Source organism: Flavobacterium sp. 120 (assembly GCF_003633605.1).
Lineage (GTDB): Bacteria > Bacteroidota > Bacteroidia > Flavobacteriales > Flavobacteriaceae > Flavobacterium > Flavobacterium algoritolerans.
In genome coordinates this window covers 550,643-573,768 of record NZ_RBKZ01000001.1, presented here as the reverse complement: position 1 = coordinate 573,768, position 23,126 = coordinate 550,643, and the positions used below count along the sequence as shown (strand labels likewise).

The following is a 23,126-nucleotide window of genomic DNA, read 5'->3' as shown; positions in this document are numbered from 1 at the left end:
TTTAATAGCATTTTACTTTTAGAACCTAATTGAATTTTGTTATTTAATCTGTAAGTGTTATTTTATATTTCCCTACATGATCACTATTTGCTTTATATTTGAGTATTCCAAGGTATTTAAAGTTTTCTTCAATCCTTTCTTGTCCAACATAAATAGTTTTATTTACAATTGGGAAAGAATATCCTAAAAAAATTGTCTTTCGATATTTAAAACTATTTTTAAAAATAGCATCTTCCATTTCAAAACCTAAAACTTTAGAGTTGTAAACCCCTTGACGCGAGTAATCCGTGTTTTTAGCACTCATTATAAGCGTTTTATTCTTAATTAAACTTTCTTTAGAATAAAACCCAATATTCATACTAATAAACGTACCTATAGAATATGCATGCTGTTTTTTTACAGGGTATTTATAAAACACATTCGTGAATTTTTTGGAATTAATTACAGTAGTGTCATGTATGTAAAAGAAGTAATCAACGCTATTAGTCAATTCAAGATCTAAAACACCTATAAAAGCAGTGAAATCAATCGTATTATTATCTAAAAAATAAGATTCAACACCATGGTAATAAAACTTTTCTATCTTAGAAAACCCTCCAACCATCAAAATAATATCGTCCTTTTTAACACCATACTTAACTAATGAATCAATTAAAGCAATACAAGTCTTCTCATAGTAATTAACATTAGAGTTAATAATTACTTTTTTGTAGTTTTTGGTATTATTGCTAAATTTACAATATAAAGAATGAAATAAGAATCCATTAAACGAATTTATAAAAATTCTCATTTTAGTAAAAAATCCTCTAATTTTAGATCTGAAATTATTTTGTACTTCCATTGGTTCATTTAATTTATTTTATGCTTACGATTTACTTGTTGAATCTATTTTCAGTATATTATAATATCCAAAAAAAACATCTGTAAACACTGCGGTGATTGAAAATAAAATATTTAAATACAAAGCTCCTCCTAAAGTTGATAAATCAAAAACAAAACTAGCAACCAGAATAACTAAAATCGTTTTTAAAATTGTATACAAAGGAGGTAAAATCCATCCTTTTGATGAGTAAAGACCAAAAGCTACTCCAGAAATTACGTTTAAACAAGCGCTAATCATTATAAGAAACAATTCAAAATTAAGTGAACTATAGTTTTTACCTAATATCCATAAAATTCTATCTGCAAAAACATAGATACCTCCTGCAAAAACAATCATCAACACAGTACATATAAGAAGCACTTGAGTATATCGCAATAATAATTTGGAAATATTATTTTCTAATCTCGAAAAACGAGGAACTACCAATGTGCCTATAAGCACACTAAATAAGTTTAATAAAATTGCAATACGTCCCAATGCACCTAATTGTGCAATAGAAGTAACATTACCAAATACTGAAACAATCCAAATTGTAATTTGTCCAGAAAAACTATAAAATATTAGGGTTGGTAAACTTTTTTTTACAACTTTTAAAATATTATCTCTAACTATTGGATCGGGTTTTTGAGCCGTATCAATAAAACCTTCTGATATTTTTTTTAATTTTATATTTCCATAAATACGCGGTAAGCCGCTTGCCAAAATTGCCATAAAAGTCCAAGGAAAAACAAAAAGACTTACAGCAGAAAGAACTAATCTCCCAATACTCACTACAATCTGGTTTTTTTGAAGCGGTACGATACACTGGTGTAATTTAGGAACAATCTCAAGCAAAGAATCTGAAAGTGCTGCATAAAAAGCAGGTATTAATGACAATGAAATCATTATTGACATTAGTAAACTGGCATCATTGTGTAGTAATAAATAAAACAAAATAGGCAGGGAAACGATTAAACTAACAATAGCAAATTTTTTACGTAAATCCATGCCTGTTGCCACTACAGATCCCAATTTTTCTTGATTCTGCCATATTTTACCTCCTTGTGCCATAACCCCTGTCGATATTCCAGCATCGGATAATATTGTCATAGTACCTAACATTGTATTTGCTAGGGTGTAAAGCGCATACTCCTGAGTAGACAAAAGCCTAATAACCAAAATACCACTTACAAAACCTACAGCTTGCAATATAATTTGAGCACTACCTGTAATAGAGATCAGCTTCCCCCAATTGATTACTGTATCGTACTTGGGGTGTTGTTTGAGCGTATTAAATTTCGATTTCAAATTATATTATTTTTACTCTTTCCAAATACCTTTGACCTGAAAACCAATGGATGTTAATTTAAAATATTTAATGTTTATTTTAGAGTTTAATGTTAATATTTGTTTTAGAAACAAAGTCAGTAATAGAAATCAGCTATGTAAAAACATTTTTTACAAACTATTTAATTAATTTAAACCTGGTTTTTAAATTATTTATAGGTTTTTCAATAAAGTGATATGAAATAATTGCTACCACAAAACACATTACTAAATTAATTGGAAACCTGTTTATAGGCAAATTGATTAAATCAGTTAGGAATAATTGTTGCCATATATAGAGAGAATATGAAATTAATCCAATTTTGACAAGTAATTTTTTATTTAGAAAAGTAGAGACCAATGAAGTTACGTAAATACAATAAAAAATAAGAAACATTATAATAGCACTGTTAAGACTATTACCAAAAAGAATTGAATAACCTCCGCCAAACTTATTACTCAAAAATGGATTAATAATAAAAACAAATAGGAAGCCTAAAAAAACCAACGCCTTATTATTTAACAAACTTATTAATTTCTTTTTAAAATCAATTTCTTTTTCAAGTATAGCTCCTAAACACCCCATAAATATGGTACCAGACCCAGTTGGTAGCATCATTCCTATTTGCCCCCTACTATTTGGCAAAATAAAATAAGTAATTAATCCTAGAAAAGGAGAAATTAAAATAATTCCAATAGTTACTTTTTTTAAATTGTTAATATTAAACCTACTAAAAAGAAACGGCCAGATTAGATAAAATTGTTCTTCTAAAGACAATGACCAAGTATGACCAAAAAACCAATTCCCATTAGTCTCAGGAATTTGAAAAAAATGTTTATAATTCCATAAATACAAGCCCGCAAAAAGAACTGTTGAATAGTCCGTAAAAATAGAATGATAACCTATATTTTTTAAAATGAGTATGGTAATTATATATAAATAGAAAATTGGAAAAATTCTAAAAATCCTACGTATATAAAAATTCTTAATACTTATTTTTCCATGTACTTCTTTTTCTTTAAGAAGTAAACTTGTTATTAGATATCCACTAATCACAAAAAAAATCATTACACCCAAACTACTATTAGAAATTACATTAAATATAAAATTATCAGTATATTTTGGATCAATTGTTTCTTTTCCATGACCTAGTAAAACCATTACAATTGAAACTGCTCTTATGCCGTCTAAACTTTTAATTCTAACCATTACCCTTTCCTATTCAAAATAATTCAAAGTGGCATATCCACCATCTTTCAAGTACTGATCTTTTTGCATCAATTTTAAGTCAGATTGCATCATGTCTTTTACCAATGCTGGTAAATCATATTTACATTCCCAACCTAATTTAGTTTTCGCTTTTGTAGGATCGCCAATCAATAAATCTACTTCTGTTGGTCTGAAATATTTGGGATCAACCGCTAATACTTCTTTTCCTATTTCTAGTTGGAATTCTGGATTAGTACAAGCTTTAACGTACCCCTTTTCATCAACACCTTCTCCTTTAAACTCTAATTCAATCCCTACTTCAGCAAAACTCATACGTACAAAATCCCGTACTGGAGTCGTTTTACCTGTCGCAATCACCCAGTCCTCTGCCTCATCAGCCTGCAAAATCATCCACATCATACGCACATAATCTTTGGCATGCCCCCAGTCACGTCTGGCATCAAGATTACCTAGATACAATTTATCTTGTAATCCAAGAGCAATTTTAGAAGTCGCCCTCGTAATTTTACGCGTTACAAAAGTTTCACCACGTATAGGGGATTCATGATTAAATAAAATACCATTGCAAGCATACATTCCATAAGCTTCTCTATAGTTTACCGTAATCCAAAAAGCATACATTTTAGCCACAGCATAAGGGGAACGTGGATAAAAAGGAGTCGTTTCTGATTGTGGCACTTCCTGTACTTTACCATACAATTCAGAAGTCGATGCTTGATAAATACGGGTCTTTTTTTCTAACCCCAATAAACGAACCGCATCCAAAATACGCAAAGTCCCTAATCCATCAGCATTTCCGGTATATTCAGGTGTTTCAAAAGAAACCGCAACATGGCTCATCGCTGCCAAATTATAAATTTCGTCCGGTTGAATTTCTTGTATCAAACGAATTAAGTTTGTTCCATCCGTCATATCGCCATAATGCAAAAAGAAATTACGATGGTCTACATGTGGGTCTTGATACAAATGATCGATTCTATCGGTATTAAATAACGAAGAACGTCTTTTTAATCCGTGTACAATATATCCTTTTTTCAGTAAAAATTCACTTAGGTATGCCCCATCTTGTCCTGTTACTCCTGTTATAAAGGCTGTTTTTTGTGTTGTACTCATAGTATTGTCGTAATTTTATTGTAATTTTTTATTGTAATTTTTTGTTCTTGATTCTTAATTTAAAGAAAAACGTTCGACGTTCCGATTTACATTTTTACTTCTTTAATTTCATTTATATGCTCTAAAAACCAATCGTAGGTTTTTTGGATTCCCTCCTCAAGGTTTACCTGATGTTTCCATCCTAAATCGTGCATTTTGGTTATATCCATTAATTTTCTTGGCGTACCATTCGGCTTGGTTGCATCCCAAATAATTTCACCTTGATGTCCCGTGATTTTTTGAATGGTTTCTGCCAAATGTTTTATAGTCAAATCTTCACCGGTTCCTACGTTGTATAAATAGTCTGGCAATTTGTTCTCTAAAGCAAATACTACAGATTGAGCCATATCATCTACAAACAGAAATTCTCTCATAGGAGTTCCGCTTCCCCATAAAGTAACTGGAGCATGATTATTTTCCTTTGCCTCATGAAATTTACGCATCATCGCAGGTAAAACATGTGACGTATTCAAATCAAAATTATCATGTGTACCATATAAATTAGTTGGCATAAGACTAACATAGTCCTTTCCAAATTGCTTTCGGATAGCTTCACAGGCTTTCACCCCGGTAATTTTTGCAATAGCGTACCATTCATTAGTGGGTTCCAAAGTATCGGTAAGCAGGTACTCTTCTTTCAAGGGTTGAGGCGCTAGTTTAGGATAAATACAAGAACTTCCAAGAAAAATAAACTTCTCTACACCGGATTGCAGTGCAGAATCGATTAGATTATTCTGGATTTGCATGTTCTCCATAATAAATTGATAAGGATAATTATTATTAGCTAATATCCCTCCTACTCGCGCTGCAGCATCAATAATAACCTCCGGATTTTCGATAGCTATGAAATCGGTAACAGCTTGTTGATTTCTCAAATCTAATTCGCTGCTTGAAGCTCCCAATAAATTAGTATATCCATTAGCAGACAAGGTTCTCCAGATAGCACTACCTACCATACCATTGTGCCCTGCTATATAAATTTTAGTATCTTTATTCATATCCTTTTCTAATTTAACAAATCTGGATTTTCTCTTTCCAACTGATTATATATATTCTTGACATCTTGAGAACTATCTTTTTGTAAAATTAAATTAGCCGTTTCCGTGTAAACAAAAATAGTATTTTTCAATCCCACAAAAGCGGTATAATTATCAGTCCCAATAACCATATTTCCATTTTTATCAACAGAATGCCCCGTAGAAACCAGATAGTCATAAACGGATTCAAAAGAACCTAAATCAGACCAAATAAATGTGGAGGGAACTACTTTTATTTTTTTACTTCTTTCCATAACTGCATAATCAATACTGATAGAAGGAATTTCAAGAGACAATTGTAAATCTAAAGTGCCATTTTTATTACTATCCCATGCAATTTTAGACATTTCATATACATCTGGTTGAAAGGATTGTAGTTCATCTAAAAACACACCCGCTTTAAAACAAAACATGCCACTGTTCCATAAAAAATTCCCTTTGGCAATAAAATCCTTTGCAGTTACTTGGTTTGGTTTTTCTCGAAAAGAAATCACGTCATCTCCTTTTCTTTCAATATAACCATATCCTATTTCTGGCTTAGTGGGTACAATTCCGAAAGTTACAATATAGCCTTTGGAAGCTTTTTCTACCGCTTCATTAATTGCTGCTTCATAATTTTCCATGGCATCAATAATATGATCCGAAGGGGTTACAATTAAAATATCTTCCGGATCCGAGGCAAAAGCGGCAAAAGCTATTGCGGCAGCCGTATTTCTTGGAGTGGATTCAACGATATCTAAATAGGGAGTATTTGATTTCTCCATTACTTTCCTGCTCAGGTGGCAATTATCAATATTGCCCACAACCATAATTTTATTGGCAACATTACGATTACGCTCCACAGTCATTTCAAATAATGATTTACCATCAAACAAATCTAAATATTGTTTAGGTTGACTTTTACGGGATAAAGGCCATAATCTGCTGCCTACTCCGCCAGTAAGAATGACATGTGTAATTGAAGGCTTATTTTCCATGCTGAACTTTTATTGCTATTTTAATTCTATACATTTTTTATTAATGGTATTCTATAACCGCCCATCAACAGCGTCACCCAAAACCCCTTTTACATCATACAACAAACTAGTGTCATTTTGTAAAATGGATAAGTCTAAATCTAAAAATTGATGGTGAGCAACTCCTAAAATTACGGCATCAAATTTTCGAGTTGGGATTAAATTTGTCGTAACCAAGTTATATTCTTTTTTTACTTCTAATGGATTAGCAAGAGGATCATACGTCGTTACTGTAATTCCGTAATCCGTTAAAGCAGCTATTACATCCACAATTTTTGTATTACGAACATCCGGACAGTTCTCTTTGAAGGTAATTCCTAGCATTAAAACTGTAGCTCCATTAACCGAAATTCCTTTTTTAATCATCAACTTCACTACTTGAGAAGCTACATATTCGCCCATACTGTCATTCAATCGCCTTCCGGCTAAAATAATTTCAGGGTGATAACCAAATTCTTGTGCTCGTTGAGCCAAGTAATAAGGATCTACCCCAATGCAATGACCTCCAACTAAGCCGGGTTTAAAAGGCAGAAAATTCCATTTGGTTCTCGCTGCTTCTAAAACGGCTTGCGTATCTATATTCATCAAATTGAATATTTTAGCTAACTCGTTTACAAAAGCAATATTGATGTCTCGCTGAGAGTTTTCGATTACTTTGGCAGCTTCGGCAACCTTAATAGATGGTGCCAAGTGTGTACCCGCAGTAATAACAGACTTATATAATTCATTTACTTTTTGGCCAATCTCGAAAGTTGAACCTGAAGTGATTTTTAAAATTTTCTCAACTGTATGTTCTTTATCTCCCGGATTAATTCTTTCAGGAGAATAACCCGCGAAAAAATCTACATTAAATTTCAATCCAGAAATACGCTCTAAAACAGGTACACATTCTTCCTCAGTTACCCCAGGATAAACGGTAGATTCATAAATAACGACATCTCCTTTTTTTAAAACTGAACCAACAGTTTCGCTGGATTTATATAATGGAGTTAAATCTGGGCGGTTATTCTTATCAACCGGAGTAGGCACCGTAACAATATAATAATTACAATCTGCAATATCATTAACATCAGTAGTACAGTACAAACCAATAGCATCACTTGGCTGCTCCAATAACACTTTTTGCAAGGTAACGTCATCTACTTCAAATGTAGTATCAGTACCTGATTTTAATGAACTAACCCTAGATAGATTGATATCAAATCCAACAACAGCATGTTTGGTTGCAAACAATCTTGCCAATGGTAAACCTACATAACCCAAACCAATTACAGCTATTTTTGTCTTAGAATGCATTTTTTAAACAATTATAAGTAACTATCGTTAACTTTATTACACTGCTTCGCAAATCATACTCACAGAAATGAGCTGAAAACAGAATAATTTAAGAGGGCAAATATAGGTACATTATGCCGATTTTTCATCTATTATTTACCCCTCGAAATAAGACTATACTTTCACAAAAACCAAACAAAAACATAAACAACTAAAAACCAGTAAGAAGCATTTTTAAAACCAATGAAAGTACTCCAAAAAATCACCTAAATTGGTGATAAAAAACACACAAAAGAGATTTTAAACTAACCCTTATAAAATCGAAACTAATAGTGACATTTATAAGACTGAAAGTGCAATAAATTATTTAAATATAAAAATTACTGCTAATTCCGAATCCATGTCTATTTTAAAAATGCGAAAGCCTAGCTCAATTGAGCTAGGCTTTCGCATTTTTAAAATTTTTTAAGCACACTACAGAAGGCATCTAATATAAATTACCCTAAAAAATGTGATAATAGCTATTATTTATACTTCATCTTTAAGACACAACCCAACGATTCCAAAACCAATACATAATGGGTATTAGTAACCTCTTGAACAATTGCTTTTTGATTAGAAAATGGTCCGGAATCCAATTGTATAGCATCTCCAATTTGAAAAGAAAGTATTGAAACATCGTTTCCTTCAGAAGGATTCAACCATTTCTTTATAATACTAATCTCTTCGTCACGAACTATAGCTGGTTTTCCTAACCAAAACAAATAACGCACCACGCCAACAGATTGAAATACTGCGTTTCTTTCAGAATCTGGCAGTTGAACAAAAACATAGGAATTAAAAAGTGGGACTTCTACTTTTTTCTTTCTATCTGACCATTGCCTAACTTGTGTGATCAAAGGACAATAGCACTCTATTCCTTTATTTCTTAATTGTTCTGCAACTTTTTTCTCCCATTTGGGCTTTGTATAAACTACATACCAATTCATCTTATATTTTGTATTACACTAATAGTTTTAGTGTCATTGATCGAAATAAACTTCTACGAGAGACAATACATCTCTACTTGATTCATAATAACACTCTAATCTTGTCTCTTAGTTATTTTTACATGTTAATAATCTATTTTTTTTACGAACCTATAGCCTGATATACAAAACCAATAGCTCTTAATTCTGATGCATTCAACAAGTTTCTTCCATCAAAAACAAAAGCAGGTTTTTGCATGGAATCATATATCTTTTGCCAATCATAATTAATAAATTCATCCCATTCGGTAAGTACCGCTATTGCATGAGCATTATGGCATGCCTCATATGGATTATCAAAAGAACTAACACTATTCGTATTTAACTCAGCGCTTCTGGTTTCTAAATAATTTAAATCGTTAATGATCTTTTTATTAGATACCTTAGGGTCGTAAATAGCAATTTTTGCATGTTCATTTATTAAATCATCTGCAACATAAATAGCCGCAGATTCTCTAGTGTCATTCGTATCTTTTTTGAAAGCCCAACCAAGAAAGGTTATTTTTTTATCAGAAACGGTATTGTAAAGTGTTTGAATTATATTGTTCGAAAAACGCCTTTTCTGATGATCATTCATTATAATTACCTGCTCCCAATAATCAGCAACTTCATTTAGTCCGTACGATTTAGCGATATAAACCAAATTTAATATATCTTTTTGAAAACAAGAACCTCCAAAACCAACCGAAGCTTTCAGGAATTTTGATCCTATTCTGCTATCCATTCCTATAGCTTTTGCCACTTCATTTACATCTGCCCCAGTTTTTTCACAAAGCTCAGACATTGCATTAATCGACGAAATTCTTTGTGCCAAAAATGCATTCGCTGTCAGTTTTGACAACTCTGATGACCATAAATTAGTTGTCAATATTTGAGCTGAAGAAACCCAATTTGAATACACGTCAACAAGTGCCTGTATCGCTTTTTGTCCTTCTTCCGAAGGATCTCCTCCAATTAAAATTCTATCCGGATTCAATAAATCCTGAACAGCAGTACCTTCAGCCAAAAACTCCGGGTTAGAAAGAATTTGAAACTGAACGCCATTTCCGGTATTGTCTAAAATACTTTTTATTGCTTCAGCTGTTCTAACAGGAAGTGTCGATTTTTCAACTACAATTTTGTTGTCTTTAGCTACTCTGGCAATTTGTCTCGCACACAATTCAATATATTTCAAATCAGCTGCCATCCCTTTCCCTTTCCCATAGGTTTTTGTAGGCGTATTTACTGATATAAAAATAATCTGTGCTTCGTCGATTGCTTTGTCCACTTCAGTTGAGAAAAATAGATTTCTACCTCTTGCCTCACCAACAATTTCATCTAATCCAGGCTCATAAATGGGAATATTATCGGTATTCTCATCGTTCCAAGCTGCTATACGTTCTTCATTTAAGTCAACTACTGTAACTTGTATTTGTGGGCATTTTTGAGCTATAACTGCCATCGTTGGGCCACCTACATATCCAGCTCCAATGCAACAAATTTTTGTGATTTTCATTTATTTAAATTTTAATTTGCAAATATATTTTAATTTATTGTGTTCTTTTTCTTAAAAAACATTTTTACCTAAGATTATTCCAATACCATTCAACTGCTTCTTTCAATCCTTCTTGCATCGAATATTTTGGATTATAACCCAATAATAATTTAGCCTTCTCAATACTTGCCAAAGAATGAGGAATATCACCGACTCTATTAGGCCCATATTCTATATCTATAGCAGCAATTCTTTCATCGTAAACACTTAAGAATTCCTTTAAATAATCAACTAAATTATTCAACGTATTCCTGTCACCATAGGCAGTATTGTAAACTGTATTTATAGCTGCAGGATTTTTCACTAACATGGCCAATTCATTCATTTGAATAACATTATCGATGTAGGTAAAATCACGGGAATAGTCCCCATCTCCATTTATTTTTGGGCTTTCTAATTGCATCAATTGCATTACAAATTTAGGAATGACCGCTGCATATGCTCCATTTGGATCTTGCTTTCGACCAAAAACATTAAAATAACGCAACCCGATTGTCTCTAAACCATAGGTTCTGCTAAAAATTTCAGCATATAGTTCATTTACATATTTTGTAATTGCATAAGGAGAAAGTGGCTTTCCAATTACCGCTTCAACTTTAGGCAAAGCTTCTGAGTCGCCGTAGGTAGAAGAACTTGCTGCATAAATAAATCGTTTAACTTTTGCATCCCTTGACGCTACTATCATGTTCAAAAAACCGGAGACATTTACATCATTTGTAGTAATGGGATCATTAATAGATCTTGGCACAGAACCTAAAGCTGCCTGATGCAAAACATAATCTACACCTTGTACTGCATTTTGACATTCAATAGCATTACGAATATCACCTTCTATCAAACGAAAATTCGGATGATTTATAAAGTCTTTTAAATTATGTCTATATCCAGTTGCAAAATTATCAAAACAAACAACCTCATACTCTTTAGACAAAAAATATTCACAAAGATTAGAACCGATAAATCCTGCCCCACCCGTAATTAAAACGGAACTTTTTGTTTCTACTTGCATCTGTTGGTTTTTAAACAATCAATTACTTCGTATGTTTTTTCAAAATCTTCTGTGCTATTCTTTGATAAATACTTTTAGTTTTACCCTCTTCATAGTATCCATTTGCATAGGTACCATAACCATAGCCGTATCCATAACCGTATCCATAACCCGTACCATACTTTGCTTTATTCTCTAAACCATTCAAAATGATACTGGTATTATTCAACTCTCCGCGTTTCACTCTGTTGTTTAACAGCGTAATCATATCTTTTTTAGTAAAATTCTGTCTTACTATATATAAGGTAACATCACAATATTGAGCTAACTCCAAAGCATCAGACACCAAGCCGACTGGAGGCGTATCCAAAATAATATAATCGTATTTTTTCTTTAACTCTCCTATCAATTCTCCCATTCCTTCACTCATTATCATTTCAGCAGGATTTGGAGGAATTGGCCCTGACAAAATAACATCTAGAAAAGGTATGTGTGTATGATTTATGATTTCGTCAATCGTTTTTTGCTTTATCAGATAATTGACTACCCCAACTTCATTCGACAAATTAAATTCAGTAGAGAGTTTTGGCTTTCTTAAATCCAAACCAATAACCACTGTTTTTTTCTCGCTAAGTGCAAATACCGTAGCGATATTTATAGAACAAAATGTTTTTCCCTCACCACTCACCGAAGAGGTGATCATTAGTGTCTTTGCACCATCTAAATTTTGTTGCTTATAGAGAAACTGAAGAGAAGAACGAATGGCTCTAAAGGATTCAGATAAAGCTGATTTTGGCTTATCATAAACAGCTAAATTGGTATTCTCTTTATTGACTCCAACAACACCTATTAAAGGAATTTTTGTCATCTTACTGATATCCTCAGCATTCTGAATCGAATTATTGATAAAGAAAACTGCAAATACAAAAACCAATGGAAAAAGTATCCCCAGAAATAAAGCCAATACATAATTAACTGATGTTTTTGGCCCTATAAGTCCTCCGCCAACATCCTTAGCGGGATCTATAAAATGAACATCTGATAAATTTGCCGCCTTAACAATGTCTGCTTCGCTTCTTTTTTGAAGAAAGGTGCTGTAAATATTATCACTTAAATCATATTTTCTTTTAATTTTAATAAGCTCCTGTTGATCCTCAGGAAGCTGCTTTATAGTACTTTCAGTCTCATTTATTTTGCTGCTCACCATAGCTAAATCATACTGAAGAGAAGCTTTTGCTGTTGCTATATTTTCTAATAAAACATTTTTGACAGCCTCCATTTGATTGTCAAAATCCTTAAATATTTTATCACTCTTTACAGCATAAGCCATTTCAGATCTTTGTGTAGACAATGCAATTAATTTTGAAACATTTACTACAATATTAGGATCTTCTATTCCTGCAACCGAAGGTGCGGGAAGTTTAGCATAGTTTACGCTGTTTTTCAAATATGCTTTCAAAGAATTATAATATGCCATTTTGCGATTAACCTCGTCTTTTTTGACATCAAATTCCAAAATCTTTTCAGAAAATTTAGCTCCGCCTTCTTCTATATCGTATATATTTTTACCTTTTCTGAAGCTTTTTAGCTCATTCCCAGTTTCCTTAAGTTGGGATTCCATCGTTACTAATGTGCTATCTATAAAGGCAATAGTATTGGTTGCAAACTGGTTTTTACTATCTAACTGCCTTTTGATAAGCATTTTAACAGTTGCATTCAAATACTCAACCATTCTCGCTTTATTAGTTCCCTGCATGCCTAAGGTAATTATAGAACCGCCTTTATCATCTGACCTTACGCTTATTCCTTTATACCCTGATACTGTTCCGTTAAAATCATTAAACTGCACAAAGTATTCATTTCCTTTATAGAAACCTGGATTTTCATTTATTTGCAACTTCCAATTTAAAAAGGGCAAAGAAACTTTTTCGCCAACCTTATACCTTTTTACAAAATCTCCTGTTGCTACTGCTGTATTACTATATGAATTATCAGAATACGTAATTATAGAAACATTTTGGCTCTGAAACGGAATTCTAATTTCATACGTATCTTCACTTATAAACTTAATTCCTATTAAGGTTCCAGCTAGTTGCCCTTTTGACTTATCAATATTAACATAAAAAGGAACTGATCCATAAGCATCTACCAAATTATATTCACCTTGAACTAAGTAATTAATATAATATTGTAATTTATCAACAACCAGCTCATTGTGAGATCTGGACTGCAAAGTCGTTGATATGGTCTGAACCTGATCTGAAGTTCCTCCCCAATTAAAAACCAAGCTGGTATTTGAGGTAAAAAGCGGATTGCTTTCTTCTTTTACAGAAATAAGTGTTTCCATACCGTAAATTTTTTCTTTACGAATATTCACCTGATACGCAATTGTGAAGGTGATTAATAAACTTATTAAAAACCACTTCCAATAACTTCCGATTTTTATTAAGAAACCCTTGAAGTCAAAGCTTACTTGGTTTTCAAAAATCGAAAAATCTTTTATATCTAACATTTTTTGAGCGCTGTTTTAATTTTTTAATAGTAAAAAAGTGGTTGTAGCTAAAGACAACAATGTAATGATTGTCCCCAAAGATTCTATCCCTGTCTTTCCGGTTCCCCAAGTTTTTTGCTTCAATGGTTTTACATAAATATAATCATTTGGCTGTAAATAAAAATAAGGTGATTGCATCACATTTATATCGGTAAGATCTAAATCATGCATTTGAACTCCAGTTGGTGTTTTTCGCATAATTGTAACTGCCTTTCTATCTCCAGTAATAGTAATATCTCCAGAATTAGCAATAGCTTCCATAATGGTTACCTGCTCTTGAAACAAAGTTTTAGTTCCTGTACTCCCAATTTCTCCATTAATAACATATCTAAAACCTGCTAATTTAACCGTTACAAAAATATTAGCCTCCTTATTAAAATACTCTGCTAATAATTGCTTTTCAACTCTAACCCTAATTTCATCCAGCGTATAACCGATGACATTTAGTTCTCCCAAAACAGGAATTCTTATATTTCCATGATCATCCACTGTAAAACCGTCAAAATACAATCCTGATTCAGATTTACCTGCTGCAGCTCCTTCACTGGAAGGACTAAAAATAGCGACTAATTTAGGATCTATTGCTTTTATAGTAATACTCAAAACGTCATTAGTTTGCAATCGGTATGGTTTTGACTCAACAGCCGCAATCATAGTTTCACCATCTGAATTGTTCTTTTTCTGAAGGTAAATTAAATCTTGAGTTGGAATACAAGAAGAAAACAACACACTAATAAACAACAACAAATAGAGTACGGACTTGCTCATTTTCAATATTTTTAACGACAAATATAGCTTTTCATTTACTATTTAAAAAGCATCGCTATTCATTAAATGGATTAATTATTTTTAAAAGACTTTTCAAAAGGTACTCTTTGCAAAATACTCCTTCCCAAGGTAACTTCATCAGCATATTCCAGCTCATCTCCTACCGAAATTCCTCTTGCAATTGTTGACATGATTATTTCACAATCAGCGATTTGTTTATAGATATAAAAATTGGTGGTATCGCCCTCCATTGTAGAGCTTAACGCAAAAATTATTTCGTTGACACTACCTGATTTTACTTTATCGACCAATGTAGTAATGTTCAACTGACTGGGACCAACACCATCAATAGGGGAAATTTTACCTCCCAAAACATGATAAATACCTCTAAACTGACCTGTATTTTCAATTGCCATAACATCCCGAATATCCTCAACAATACAAATGATTTGGTGATTTCTACTCTGATTAGCACAAATTTCACACAGTATACTATCCGAAATATTATGACAGCTATTACAATATTTAATATCCTCACGCATAGCAACTAGGGCTTGAGATAAAAAACCTGTTTGCTCTTTTGGCTGTTTTAGCAAATGTAATACCAATCGCAGCGCCGTTCGTTTACCAATTCCCGGCAACTGAGACATTTCGTTAACTGCTTTTTCTATAAGTTTTGAAGAAAATTCCATAACAGCAAAAGTAGTTAATTTGTCCCGAACGTTCGGGATAGATAATTTGAAAATTTGAAGATTATTTATGTAATTTGGTCCAAACAATATTTATACAAAATGACTCCCAGCACCATTCTAATACTTATAATCGTTTATTTTGGAATTTTATTTTACATCTCTCATGCTGTAAGCAAAAAAGACAGCGGAAACGATGCTTTTTTTAAAGCCAATAAAAACTCCAAATGGTACTTAGTTGCTTTTGGAATGATTGGAACGGCACTTTCCGGAGTGACTTTTATTTCAGTTCCGGGAGAAGTTGGCTCTCCAAATGGGGAACAATTCAAGTATTTTCAATTTGTACTAGGCAATGCTATTGGTTTCGTCATTATTGCAAAAGTACTGCTACCACTATATTATCGGATGAATCTAACTTCGATTTATGGTTATATAGAACATAGACTAGGGATTTACTCCTATAAAACTGCCGCAACTATTTTCCTGATTAGCCGAACCATCGGATCTGCATTCAGATTGTATCTTGTTGTGATTGTTTTGCAACGTTTTGTTTTTGACTTTTACGGAGTTCCATTTGCAGTTACGGTTTTAATTTCGCTGGCTTTGATATTTGCTTATACCTATCGTGGTGGATTGAAAACCATTATTATTACTGACACTTTGCAAACTTTTTTCTTGGTCACTTCGGTTTTCTTGACAATTTTCTTTATTTGCAGAAGTTTAAACCTGAATATTTTTGAAGCTTTTGAAGAAGTAAAAAATAGTAATTATTCCAAAGTATTTTTCTTTGAAGATTTCATATCGAGTAAGTTTCATTTTGTAAAACAAATTCTGGGAGGAATTTTTGTTACTATTGCCATGGTAGGTTTGGATCAGGATTTAATGCAGAAAAACCTGAGTTGCAAGAACATTGGCGAAGCACAAAAAAATATGTTTACGTTCACTGGAATATTTGTACTTATCAATATTTTTTTCCTCAGTGTGGGAGCTTTACTTTATATCTATGCCACTAAAAACGGAATTGAAGTTCCAACTGATTTAGTTACCGGAAAACCCAGAACCGATTTGCTATTTCCCGAAATTGCCTTTAACCATTTAACACTAATTCCATCCGTTATTTTCTTGTTAGGATTAACGGCCGCAACTTTTGCCACAACGGATTCCGCGTTAACAGCGCTAACAACTTCGTTTTGTGTGGATTTTTTAGGAATGGATAAAGTAGAAAATCTAGGGAAACCAAATGTAGTACGAACCAGACATTTTGTTCATATTGCCTTTTCGTTCCTAATGTTTCTGGTGATTATTTTCTTTAATGCTATTAATGACAGTTCTGTTGTAGGAATGATTTTTAGGGTTGCATCCTATACGTATGGCCCACTTTTGGGGTTGTATTGTTTTGGATTGTTTGTAAAATCAAAAACAGTCAAAGACAAATTTGTTCCTATTATATGTTTATTATCTCCGGCTGTGACTTACTTTATCAGTGAAAATTCTAAAGCATTATTTTTCGGATATGTTTTCGATAACGAATTGATTATCGTAAACGGGCTAATCACTTTTCTTGGATTGTTAATGATTAGCAAGAAAGCAACTTCTGGAACACGATTTTAGTTTTAGCCCAGATAGAAGTGAAAATCCTTTTATAAAGCTGGAAGCCTTTTGAAAGCTTCCGGCTTTACAAAAGATTGTAACGGATAGCTGGAATAGCTCCAAAAAAACTAATATTGATTTGTTGCCAACATAACCAGCGTACACCCTATCTCGACTTTGATGTCATTTAATTTCAACAATTGATAGAACTCAGGATTTTCAGTTCCTGGATTAAAAATAACACGTTTTGGTTGTGCCTCAACGATATAATTATAGTAATCACGCTGACGCAAAGGATTTAGGTAAAGCGTAACCGTATCGATATTTTTTAGTGGAATAGCTTTGGTCTGGATTTTTATTCCGGCTACTTCACCAGCGTTTTGACCGATAGCAAGAACTGAATGTCCTTTATCAACCAGTTTTTCAATCGCTATGAAAGAATATCTAGCAGGTTTTGTTGAAGCTCCAAGAACTAGCGTTTTTTTATTTTTTATCATTTTCTGTAATTATATTTTGCAAAAGTAATGAAAAAAGACCCATGAGTTTAGCAATTATTAGGTTTAGTTATAAAAGTAAGAAAAAACATTACGCTAACATTAAAAAGTAAAAAAAGAGTACTTTTACACTATTAAAAAACAAAATATGGATCTATTTATTTATCTGTTTGTCGCACTTTTTTCGGTATTAAATCCTATTGGAACCGTTCCTATCTTTGTAGGACTTACCCAAAATGACACTAAAAAGGAGCGTTCCAGAATTTCTTTATGGACGGCGATAAATGTATTTATCATCCTTATCGTCTCTTTTTTTATTGGACAATATGTATTACTTTTTTTTGGAATCAGTATTGACGCACTAAGAATTGCTGGAGGAATTATTATTGTGAGTTCTGGATTTTCCTTGCTTTCAGGAAAGTTTAATAAAAAGAGAGGTATTAATAAAAAAGCAGAAACTGATGCACAAAAAAGGAATGATATTGCCTTGACTCCGCTTGCAATCCCTATGCTTGCCGGTCCTGGTTCTATTTCTTTACTTATCGCATTTTATCAGGAACACAATACAAGTATGGAGATCATTATTTCTTCAATTGCTATTCTTGCCATTGCAGTTGCTATTTTTATCATCCTAAAAAGCGCCCATTATTTAGCAAAAATACTGGGAGCATCCGGAATTGTTGCGATATCAAGAATTGTAGGTTTCATTGTAATTGCGATAGGAATACAATATATCGTGAGTGCAATTATCAATATTATAAAAGGGAATCTCTCCTAAATTAAAAACAAGAAAAAAAACCGGATAAGATTCTGAATCTTATCCGGTTTTTTTTAATTTCTAGGCAAGAAAATTTCTGCCATCATACATCTGGCGCTTCCTCCGCCACAAGCTTCAATTGTATCTAAACTTGAACTCAAAATTTCAGCATGTTTTTCTAATTGTTCCTTTTGTTTTGGAGTCAAACTTTGATGTGCAGCTGCACTCATAACCAAATATCTTTTATCATTTGCTCCACGAACTTCAAGCATATTACCCGCAAAATTATTCATTTGGGCCTCAGTAATCAAAATGATTTCTTTTCCGTTTTCTTTTAGATTATCCAAAACCATTTTGCGCTCTTTTTTATCATCGATACAATCCGCGCAAATTACTGCAAAAGTTTCTCCTAAACACATCATCACATTGGTATGATAAATCAATTTTCGTTCTGAATCAACAGTTTGAAAAGCTTCAAAAATTACTGGTGCATAATCAAAATCTTCACAGAATTCGATAAATAATTCTTCATCAGCTCTAGGAGATAATGCGCAGTATGCTTTTGCGTTGGCTCTGTCCAAAAGCAAACTTCCTGTTCCCTCCAAGAAAAAGCCATCTTCCTCAGCCGATGTATAATCTACAATATTGTTAATCACGAAACCTTTATCTTCCAAGATATCCAGAATATCTTCGCGACGTTCCTGCCTTCTATTTTCTGCAAACATTGGATATAAAGCCACATCACCATTCTCATGAAAAGAAATCCAGTTGTTCGGAAAAATACTGTCTGGCGTATCTGGATTCAATGTATCATCAACAACAGTAACATCAACACCTGCTGCTGTAAGTTTTTCGACAAAAGCATCAAATTCTTGTTGCGCTTTAGCATTTACAGTTGCAGGCAAAAGTCCGTCTAATACTTTTTGATAATAATTATTAACTGCCGTTTGTTCGTTCATTCTAAACGCAACTGGGCGAATCATCAATATGGAATTTGTTGTTTGTTTCATATCATTTTTAGTTTAATGTTTAATCGTTTAATGTTTAATGTTGGGTAACGTTAAACTTTAAACCCTAAACAAATATTTAATCTCTAATTAAAGGTAAGGTAGAACACCGTAATAATCCTTCTTGTTTTGCAATTTCTGCGTATGGAATCTCTTCGACCACAAAACCGTTTGCACGCAACCAATTATTAAGCCTGGTAAAATTCCTTTCTGAAACGACAACATTTGTATCAATAGAAAAAACATTGGAATTCATATTGTACATTTCTTCTCTAGTAATATGAAATAGGTTTTCTTTTCCAAAAAGATTCACCAAAAACAAATAATCTGCTTCTTCACGGAATCCATTTTTGTAGATAATCCCTTTATCGTTCCCTACAGGTTGAAAACAACAATCTAAATGCAATGCATTGTCGCGGGCTTCAATTTTAGATTTTACCAAATCAAATTCTTTAACAATTTTATTTGGGAACAAATCCTTAATATATTGCACTCCTTGCACATTCGTTCGTGCAGTAATATAATCTTTGTAATCACTGCCTTTATAGGTTCCAATAAAAATATAATCGTTCCACAACATCACATCACCACCTTCTATGTGAACTTCCTCTGGAGGGCGCACCACTTTTTTAGGATCAACTTGGTCAATTATATATTGAATAGCATCTAATTCTCGCTCTCTATCCGGCAAAATATTTGATTTCACAAAAACATCATCAATTACAAAACCAATATCTCTTGTAAATATCTGATTGTAATTTTCAATCATTTCCGGACGATAAACGGTCACATTATATTTTTTCAGCACAGTATTGAATGCTTCCATTTCGTTTACCATGTCTTTCTCCTGCGGATAAGTGCCTGCTAAAATATGCTCTAGTGATTTTGGATCATAGGCATCTTCAACCTTTGGCGTAGGTCCATTATTGACTGCTGAACCCAGAACTACAGCTCTTAGTCTTGAAGTTTCATTCTTTATATTTAACTCTAACATGTATTTTAGCTTTTGGCAAATATAAAAAAAGCTTCACTAATTAGTGAAGCTTTTTAAACTGATTTTATCTTTTATCTGTTGGTACAAAATCCCTCAAAGGGTGACCCGTATAAACTTGCCTTGGCCTTCCGATAGGCTCTTTATTTTCACGCATTTCTTTCCATTGTGCGATCCAACCCGGTAAACGACCTATTGCAAACATTACAGTAAACATATCGGTAGGAATTCCTAATGCTCTGTAAATAATTCCAGAATAGAAATCTACATTAGGATATAAATTTCTTGACTTGAAGTATTCATCTTCTAAAGCTGATTCTTCTAGTTTCTTAGCAATTGCAAGAATTGGATCTTCAACTCCTAAAGTTTCTAAAACTTCGTTAGCTGCTTTTTTGATGATTTTTGCTCTTGGATCAAAATTTTTGTAGACTCTATGACCAAAACCCATCAATCTGAAAGGGTCATTTTTGTCTTTGGCTTTAGCCATATATTTATCAGCATCTCCACCATTCCTATGGATTTCTTCTAACATTTCAAGAACTGCTTGATTTGCTCCTCCGTGTAATGGACCCCAAAGTGCAGAAACTCCAGCAGATATTGAAGCAAATAATCCTGCATGAGAAGAACCAACCATTCTAACTGTAGATGTAGAACAGTTTTGTTCATGATCTCCGTGAAGAATAAATAATTTATCTAATGCATCAATTACTACAGGATTTGCAGTGTAAGGTTCTGTAGGCAATTCAAACATTAAACGCATGAAGTTTTCTACATAACCTTTAGTATTATCGTAATAATTCAAAGGATAGCCCATGCTTTTTCTATACGTCCAAGTTGCTATAACCAGGAATTTACCCATAGTTTTACACACAGCCTCATACATTTCTTTTTCATTCTCAACATTTACCGACTTAGGGTTGAATGCTGTTAATGCACTTGTCAACGCAGCTAAAACACCCATTGGATGAGCTGTTTTAGGAAAACCATCAATGATGTTTTTCATTTCTTCATTGACCAAAGTGTATTTTCTAATATCAGTTTCAAATTGTGCTAACTGATCAACAGTAGGCAACTCCCCGAAAATTAAAAGGTATGATACTTCTAGAAAATCTGCTTTTTCAGCTAAATCCTCAATTGAATATCCTCTATAACGAAGGATTCCAAGCTCTCCATCTAAAAAAGTAATATCACTTTTACAAGAACCTGAATTTTTATAACCTGGATCAAGTGTAATTACACCTGATAAATCACGTAATTTGTTAATATCAATGGCAACTTCATTTTCACTTCCTACAATGATCGGCAGTTCAAATTTTTTACCATCAATTTCTAATGTTGCTATTTTTGACATAATATAATTGAAAATAAACTTTTAAAATAATAATTTATCAAATCTAGGGAATTAAACACTAATTAAAAAGAGAATAACACAATGAAATTGTTAAATATTATAAAAAAAAGCCACTCACAAAACGTGAATGGCTTTAAATAAAAATATCGTAAGAAATTATTTGATTTTGAAAGCATTTTTACCAGGAAAATAAGCTGTATTTCCTAATTCTTCCTCAATTCTTAATAATTGATTGTATTTTGCCATACGATCAGAACGAGATGCTGAACCTGTTTTTATTTGACCACAGTTCAAAGCTACTGCTAAATCTGCAATTGTATTATCTTCTGTCTCTCCTGAACGGTGTGACATTACTGAAGTGTAACCTGCATTTTTAGCCATATTGACAGCTGCAATAGTTTCAGTCAAAGTTCCAATTTGGTTTACTTTAATAAGAATTGAATTAGCGATTCCTTTTTCGATACCAGTAGACAAACGTGTTACATTAGTAACAAATAAATCATCACCTACTAATTGTACTTTATCTCCAATTTTCTCTGTAAGTAATTTCCATCCATCCCAGTCATTTTCATCCATTCCATCTTCAATAGAAATGATAGGATATTTAGCTACTAATTCAGCTAAATATTCTACTTGTTCAGCAGAAGATCTCACTTTACCAGTTTCTCCTTCAAATTTAGAATAATCGTATTTTCCATTTACGTAAAACTCAGCAGAAGCACAATCCAAAGCAATCATGATTTCATCTCCAAAAGTATATCCTGCAGTTTCAACAGCTTTTTTGATAGTATCTAAAGCGTCTTCAGTTCCTCCAGCTAGATTTGGTGCAAAACCACCTTCATCACCTACTGCTGTAGAAAGTCCTCTATCATGTAACACTTTTTTCAAGCTATGAAAAATTTCAGTCCCCATTTGCATTGCATGTGAAAAAGAAGTTGCTTTTACAGGGAAAATCATGAATTCTTGAAACGCGATTGGCGCATCAGAATGTGATCCTCCATTGATGATATTCATCATTGGTACCGGCAACGTGTTTGCAGAAACACCACCTACATATCTGTATAAAGGCAATCCTAATTCATTAGCAGCAGCCTTTGCTACAGCTAGTGAAACACCTAAAATTGCATTTGCTCCTAAGTTTGATTTATTTGGAGTACCATCTAAATCGATCATCATTTGATCAATTAGATTTTGTTCGAAAACTGAAACACCAACAAGTTCTTCAGAAATAATGGTATTCACATTTTTCACAGCATTCAAAACTCCTTTTCCAAGAAATGCTTTTCCTCCATCACGTAACTCAACTGCTTCATGCTCTCCTGTTGAAGCTCCAGATGGTACTGCTGCTCTTCCTAAAACACCATTGTCTGTAATTACATCTACTTCTATTGTAGGATTTCCTCTTGAATCGAAAATTTGTCTTGCGTGAATTTTGATAATAATACTCATATACTAAAATTTTAAATTTTAAAATACAAA

At 32.9% G+C, this 23,126-nt stretch carries 20 protein-coding genes; 2 read left to right on the top strand and 18 right to left on the bottom strand.

From position 1 onward, the window contains the following. Window positions 1-43: 43 nt before the first annotated feature. The 13 genes from C8C87_RS02420 to recR all read right to left on the bottom strand — a co-directional run bounded on the left by C8C87_RS02420 (window position 44) and on the right by recR (window position 15,460). Complete coding sequence (locus C8C87_RS02420) at window positions 44-841, bottom strand: hypothetical protein (protein WP_121340971.1); 798 nt, start codon at window positions 839-841, stop codon at window positions 44-46. Window positions 842-865: 24 nt separating this feature from the next. Then, window positions 866-2,170 (bottom strand): lipopolysaccharide biosynthesis protein, encoded by a 1,305-nt coding sequence (locus C8C87_RS02415; protein ID WP_121340970.1) that lies wholly within the window; start codon window positions 2,168-2,170, stop codon window positions 866-868. 157 nt (window positions 2,171-2,327) lie between these two features. Then, entirely contained in the window at window positions 2,328-3,398 is a 1,071-nt protein-coding gene (locus C8C87_RS02410; protein WP_121340969.1) for an acyltransferase, read from the bottom strand. Between the two features lie 9 nt (window positions 3,399-3,407). Then, window positions 3,408-4,532 (bottom strand): GDP-mannose 4,6-dehydratase, encoded by a 1,125-nt coding sequence (gmd, locus tag C8C87_RS02405; RefSeq protein ID WP_121340968.1) that lies wholly within the window; start codon window positions 4,530-4,532, stop codon window positions 3,408-3,410. Between the two features lie 86 nt (window positions 4,533-4,618). Continuing rightward, complete coding sequence (locus C8C87_RS02400; RefSeq protein WP_121340967.1) at window positions 4,619-5,569, bottom strand: GDP-L-fucose synthase; 951 nt, start codon at window positions 5,567-5,569, stop codon at window positions 4,619-4,621. Between the two features lie 8 nt (window positions 5,570-5,577). Further along, entirely contained in the window at window positions 5,578-6,585 is a 1,008-nt protein-coding gene (locus C8C87_RS02395; RefSeq protein ID WP_121340966.1) for a mannose-1-phosphate guanylyltransferase, read from the bottom strand. 51 nt (window positions 6,586-6,636) lie between these two features. After that, entirely contained in the window at window positions 6,637-7,920 is a 1,284-nt protein-coding gene (locus tag C8C87_RS02390; RefSeq protein WP_121340965.1) for a nucleotide sugar dehydrogenase, read from the bottom strand. A gap of 503 nt (window positions 7,921-8,423) precedes the next feature. Continuing rightward, entirely contained in the window at window positions 8,424-8,888 is a 465-nt protein-coding gene (locus tag C8C87_RS02385; RefSeq protein ID WP_121340964.1) for a UpxY family transcription antiterminator, read from the bottom strand. 142 nt (window positions 8,889-9,030) lie between these two features. Further along, window positions 9,031-10,422, bottom strand: a complete 1,392-nt coding sequence (locus C8C87_RS02380) for a UDP-glucose 6-dehydrogenase (protein ID WP_121340963.1) — start codon at window positions 10,420-10,422, stop codon at window positions 9,031-9,033. Between the two features lie 64 nt (window positions 10,423-10,486). Beyond that, a complete protein-coding gene (locus C8C87_RS02375) occupies window positions 10,487-11,470 on the bottom strand; it encodes an SDR family oxidoreductase (protein ID WP_121343266.1) in 984 nt (327 codons plus the stop codon). Between the two features lie 22 nt (window positions 11,471-11,492). After that, window positions 11,493-13,961 carry a polysaccharide biosynthesis tyrosine autokinase gene (locus C8C87_RS02370; protein ID WP_121340962.1) on the bottom strand — a complete coding sequence of 823 codons (2,469 nt, stop codon included), beginning with the start codon at window positions 13,959-13,961 and terminating at the stop codon, window positions 11,493-11,495. A 15-nt stretch (window positions 13,962-13,976) separates the two neighbouring features. Further along, window positions 13,977-14,768, bottom strand: a complete 792-nt coding sequence (locus C8C87_RS02365) for a polysaccharide biosynthesis/export family protein (RefSeq protein WP_121340961.1) — start codon at window positions 14,766-14,768, stop codon at window positions 13,977-13,979. Between the two features lie 71 nt (window positions 14,769-14,839). Beyond that, window positions 14,840-15,460: a recombination mediator RecR gene (gene recR, locus C8C87_RS02360; RefSeq protein ID WP_099716183.1), complete on the bottom strand. Its 621-nt coding sequence runs from the start codon at window positions 15,458-15,460 to the stop codon at window positions 14,840-14,842. Window positions 15,461-15,559: 99 nt separating this feature from the next. On the opposite strand from recR, the gene C8C87_RS02355 reads away from it, so the two are divergent. After that, window positions 15,560-17,068 carry a sodium:solute symporter gene (locus tag C8C87_RS02355; RefSeq protein WP_121340960.1) on the top strand — a complete coding sequence of 503 codons (1,509 nt, stop codon included), beginning with the start codon at window positions 15,560-15,562 and terminating at the stop codon, window positions 17,066-17,068. Window positions 17,069-17,175: 107 nt separating this feature from the next. On the opposite strand, the gene C8C87_RS02350 is transcribed toward C8C87_RS02355, so the two are convergent. After that, window positions 17,176-17,541 (bottom strand): CoA-binding protein, encoded by a 366-nt coding sequence (locus C8C87_RS02350; RefSeq protein WP_099716185.1) that lies wholly within the window; start codon window positions 17,539-17,541, stop codon window positions 17,176-17,178. Window positions 17,542-17,689: 148 nt separating this feature from the next. On the opposite strand from C8C87_RS02350, the gene C8C87_RS02345 reads away from it, so the two are divergent. After that, the gene (locus tag C8C87_RS02345) at window positions 17,690-18,319 is read left to right on the top strand and encodes a MarC family NAAT transporter (RefSeq protein ID WP_099713432.1); all 630 of its coding nucleotides are present in this window, start codon (window positions 17,690-17,692) and stop codon (window positions 18,317-18,319) included. Window positions 18,320-18,372: 53 nt separating this feature from the next. Here C8C87_RS02345 and ctlX read toward each other — a convergent pair whose 3' ends face one another. From ctlX to eno, 4 genes are all read right to left on the bottom strand, one after another. Further along, window positions 18,373-19,308: a citrulline utilization hydrolase CtlX gene (ctlX, locus tag C8C87_RS02340; protein WP_121340959.1), complete on the bottom strand. Its 936-nt coding sequence runs from the start codon at window positions 19,306-19,308 to the stop codon at window positions 18,373-18,375. 76 nt (window positions 19,309-19,384) lie between these two features. Beyond that, window positions 19,385-20,299: a dimethylarginine dimethylaminohydrolase family protein gene (locus tag C8C87_RS02335; protein ID WP_121340958.1), complete on the bottom strand. Its 915-nt coding sequence runs from the start codon at window positions 20,297-20,299 to the stop codon at window positions 19,385-19,387. Window positions 20,300-20,363: 64 nt separating this feature from the next. After that, window positions 20,364-21,647: a citrate synthase gene (locus C8C87_RS02330; RefSeq protein ID WP_121340957.1), complete on the bottom strand. Its 1,284-nt coding sequence runs from the start codon at window positions 21,645-21,647 to the stop codon at window positions 20,364-20,366. Between the two features lie 156 nt (window positions 21,648-21,803). Further along, on the bottom strand, window positions 21,804-23,096 hold the full coding sequence (eno, locus tag C8C87_RS02325; protein ID WP_099713436.1) for a phosphopyruvate hydratase: 1,293 nt from the start codon (window positions 23,094-23,096) through the stop codon (window positions 21,804-21,806). Window positions 23,097-23,126 lie beyond the last annotated feature (30 nt).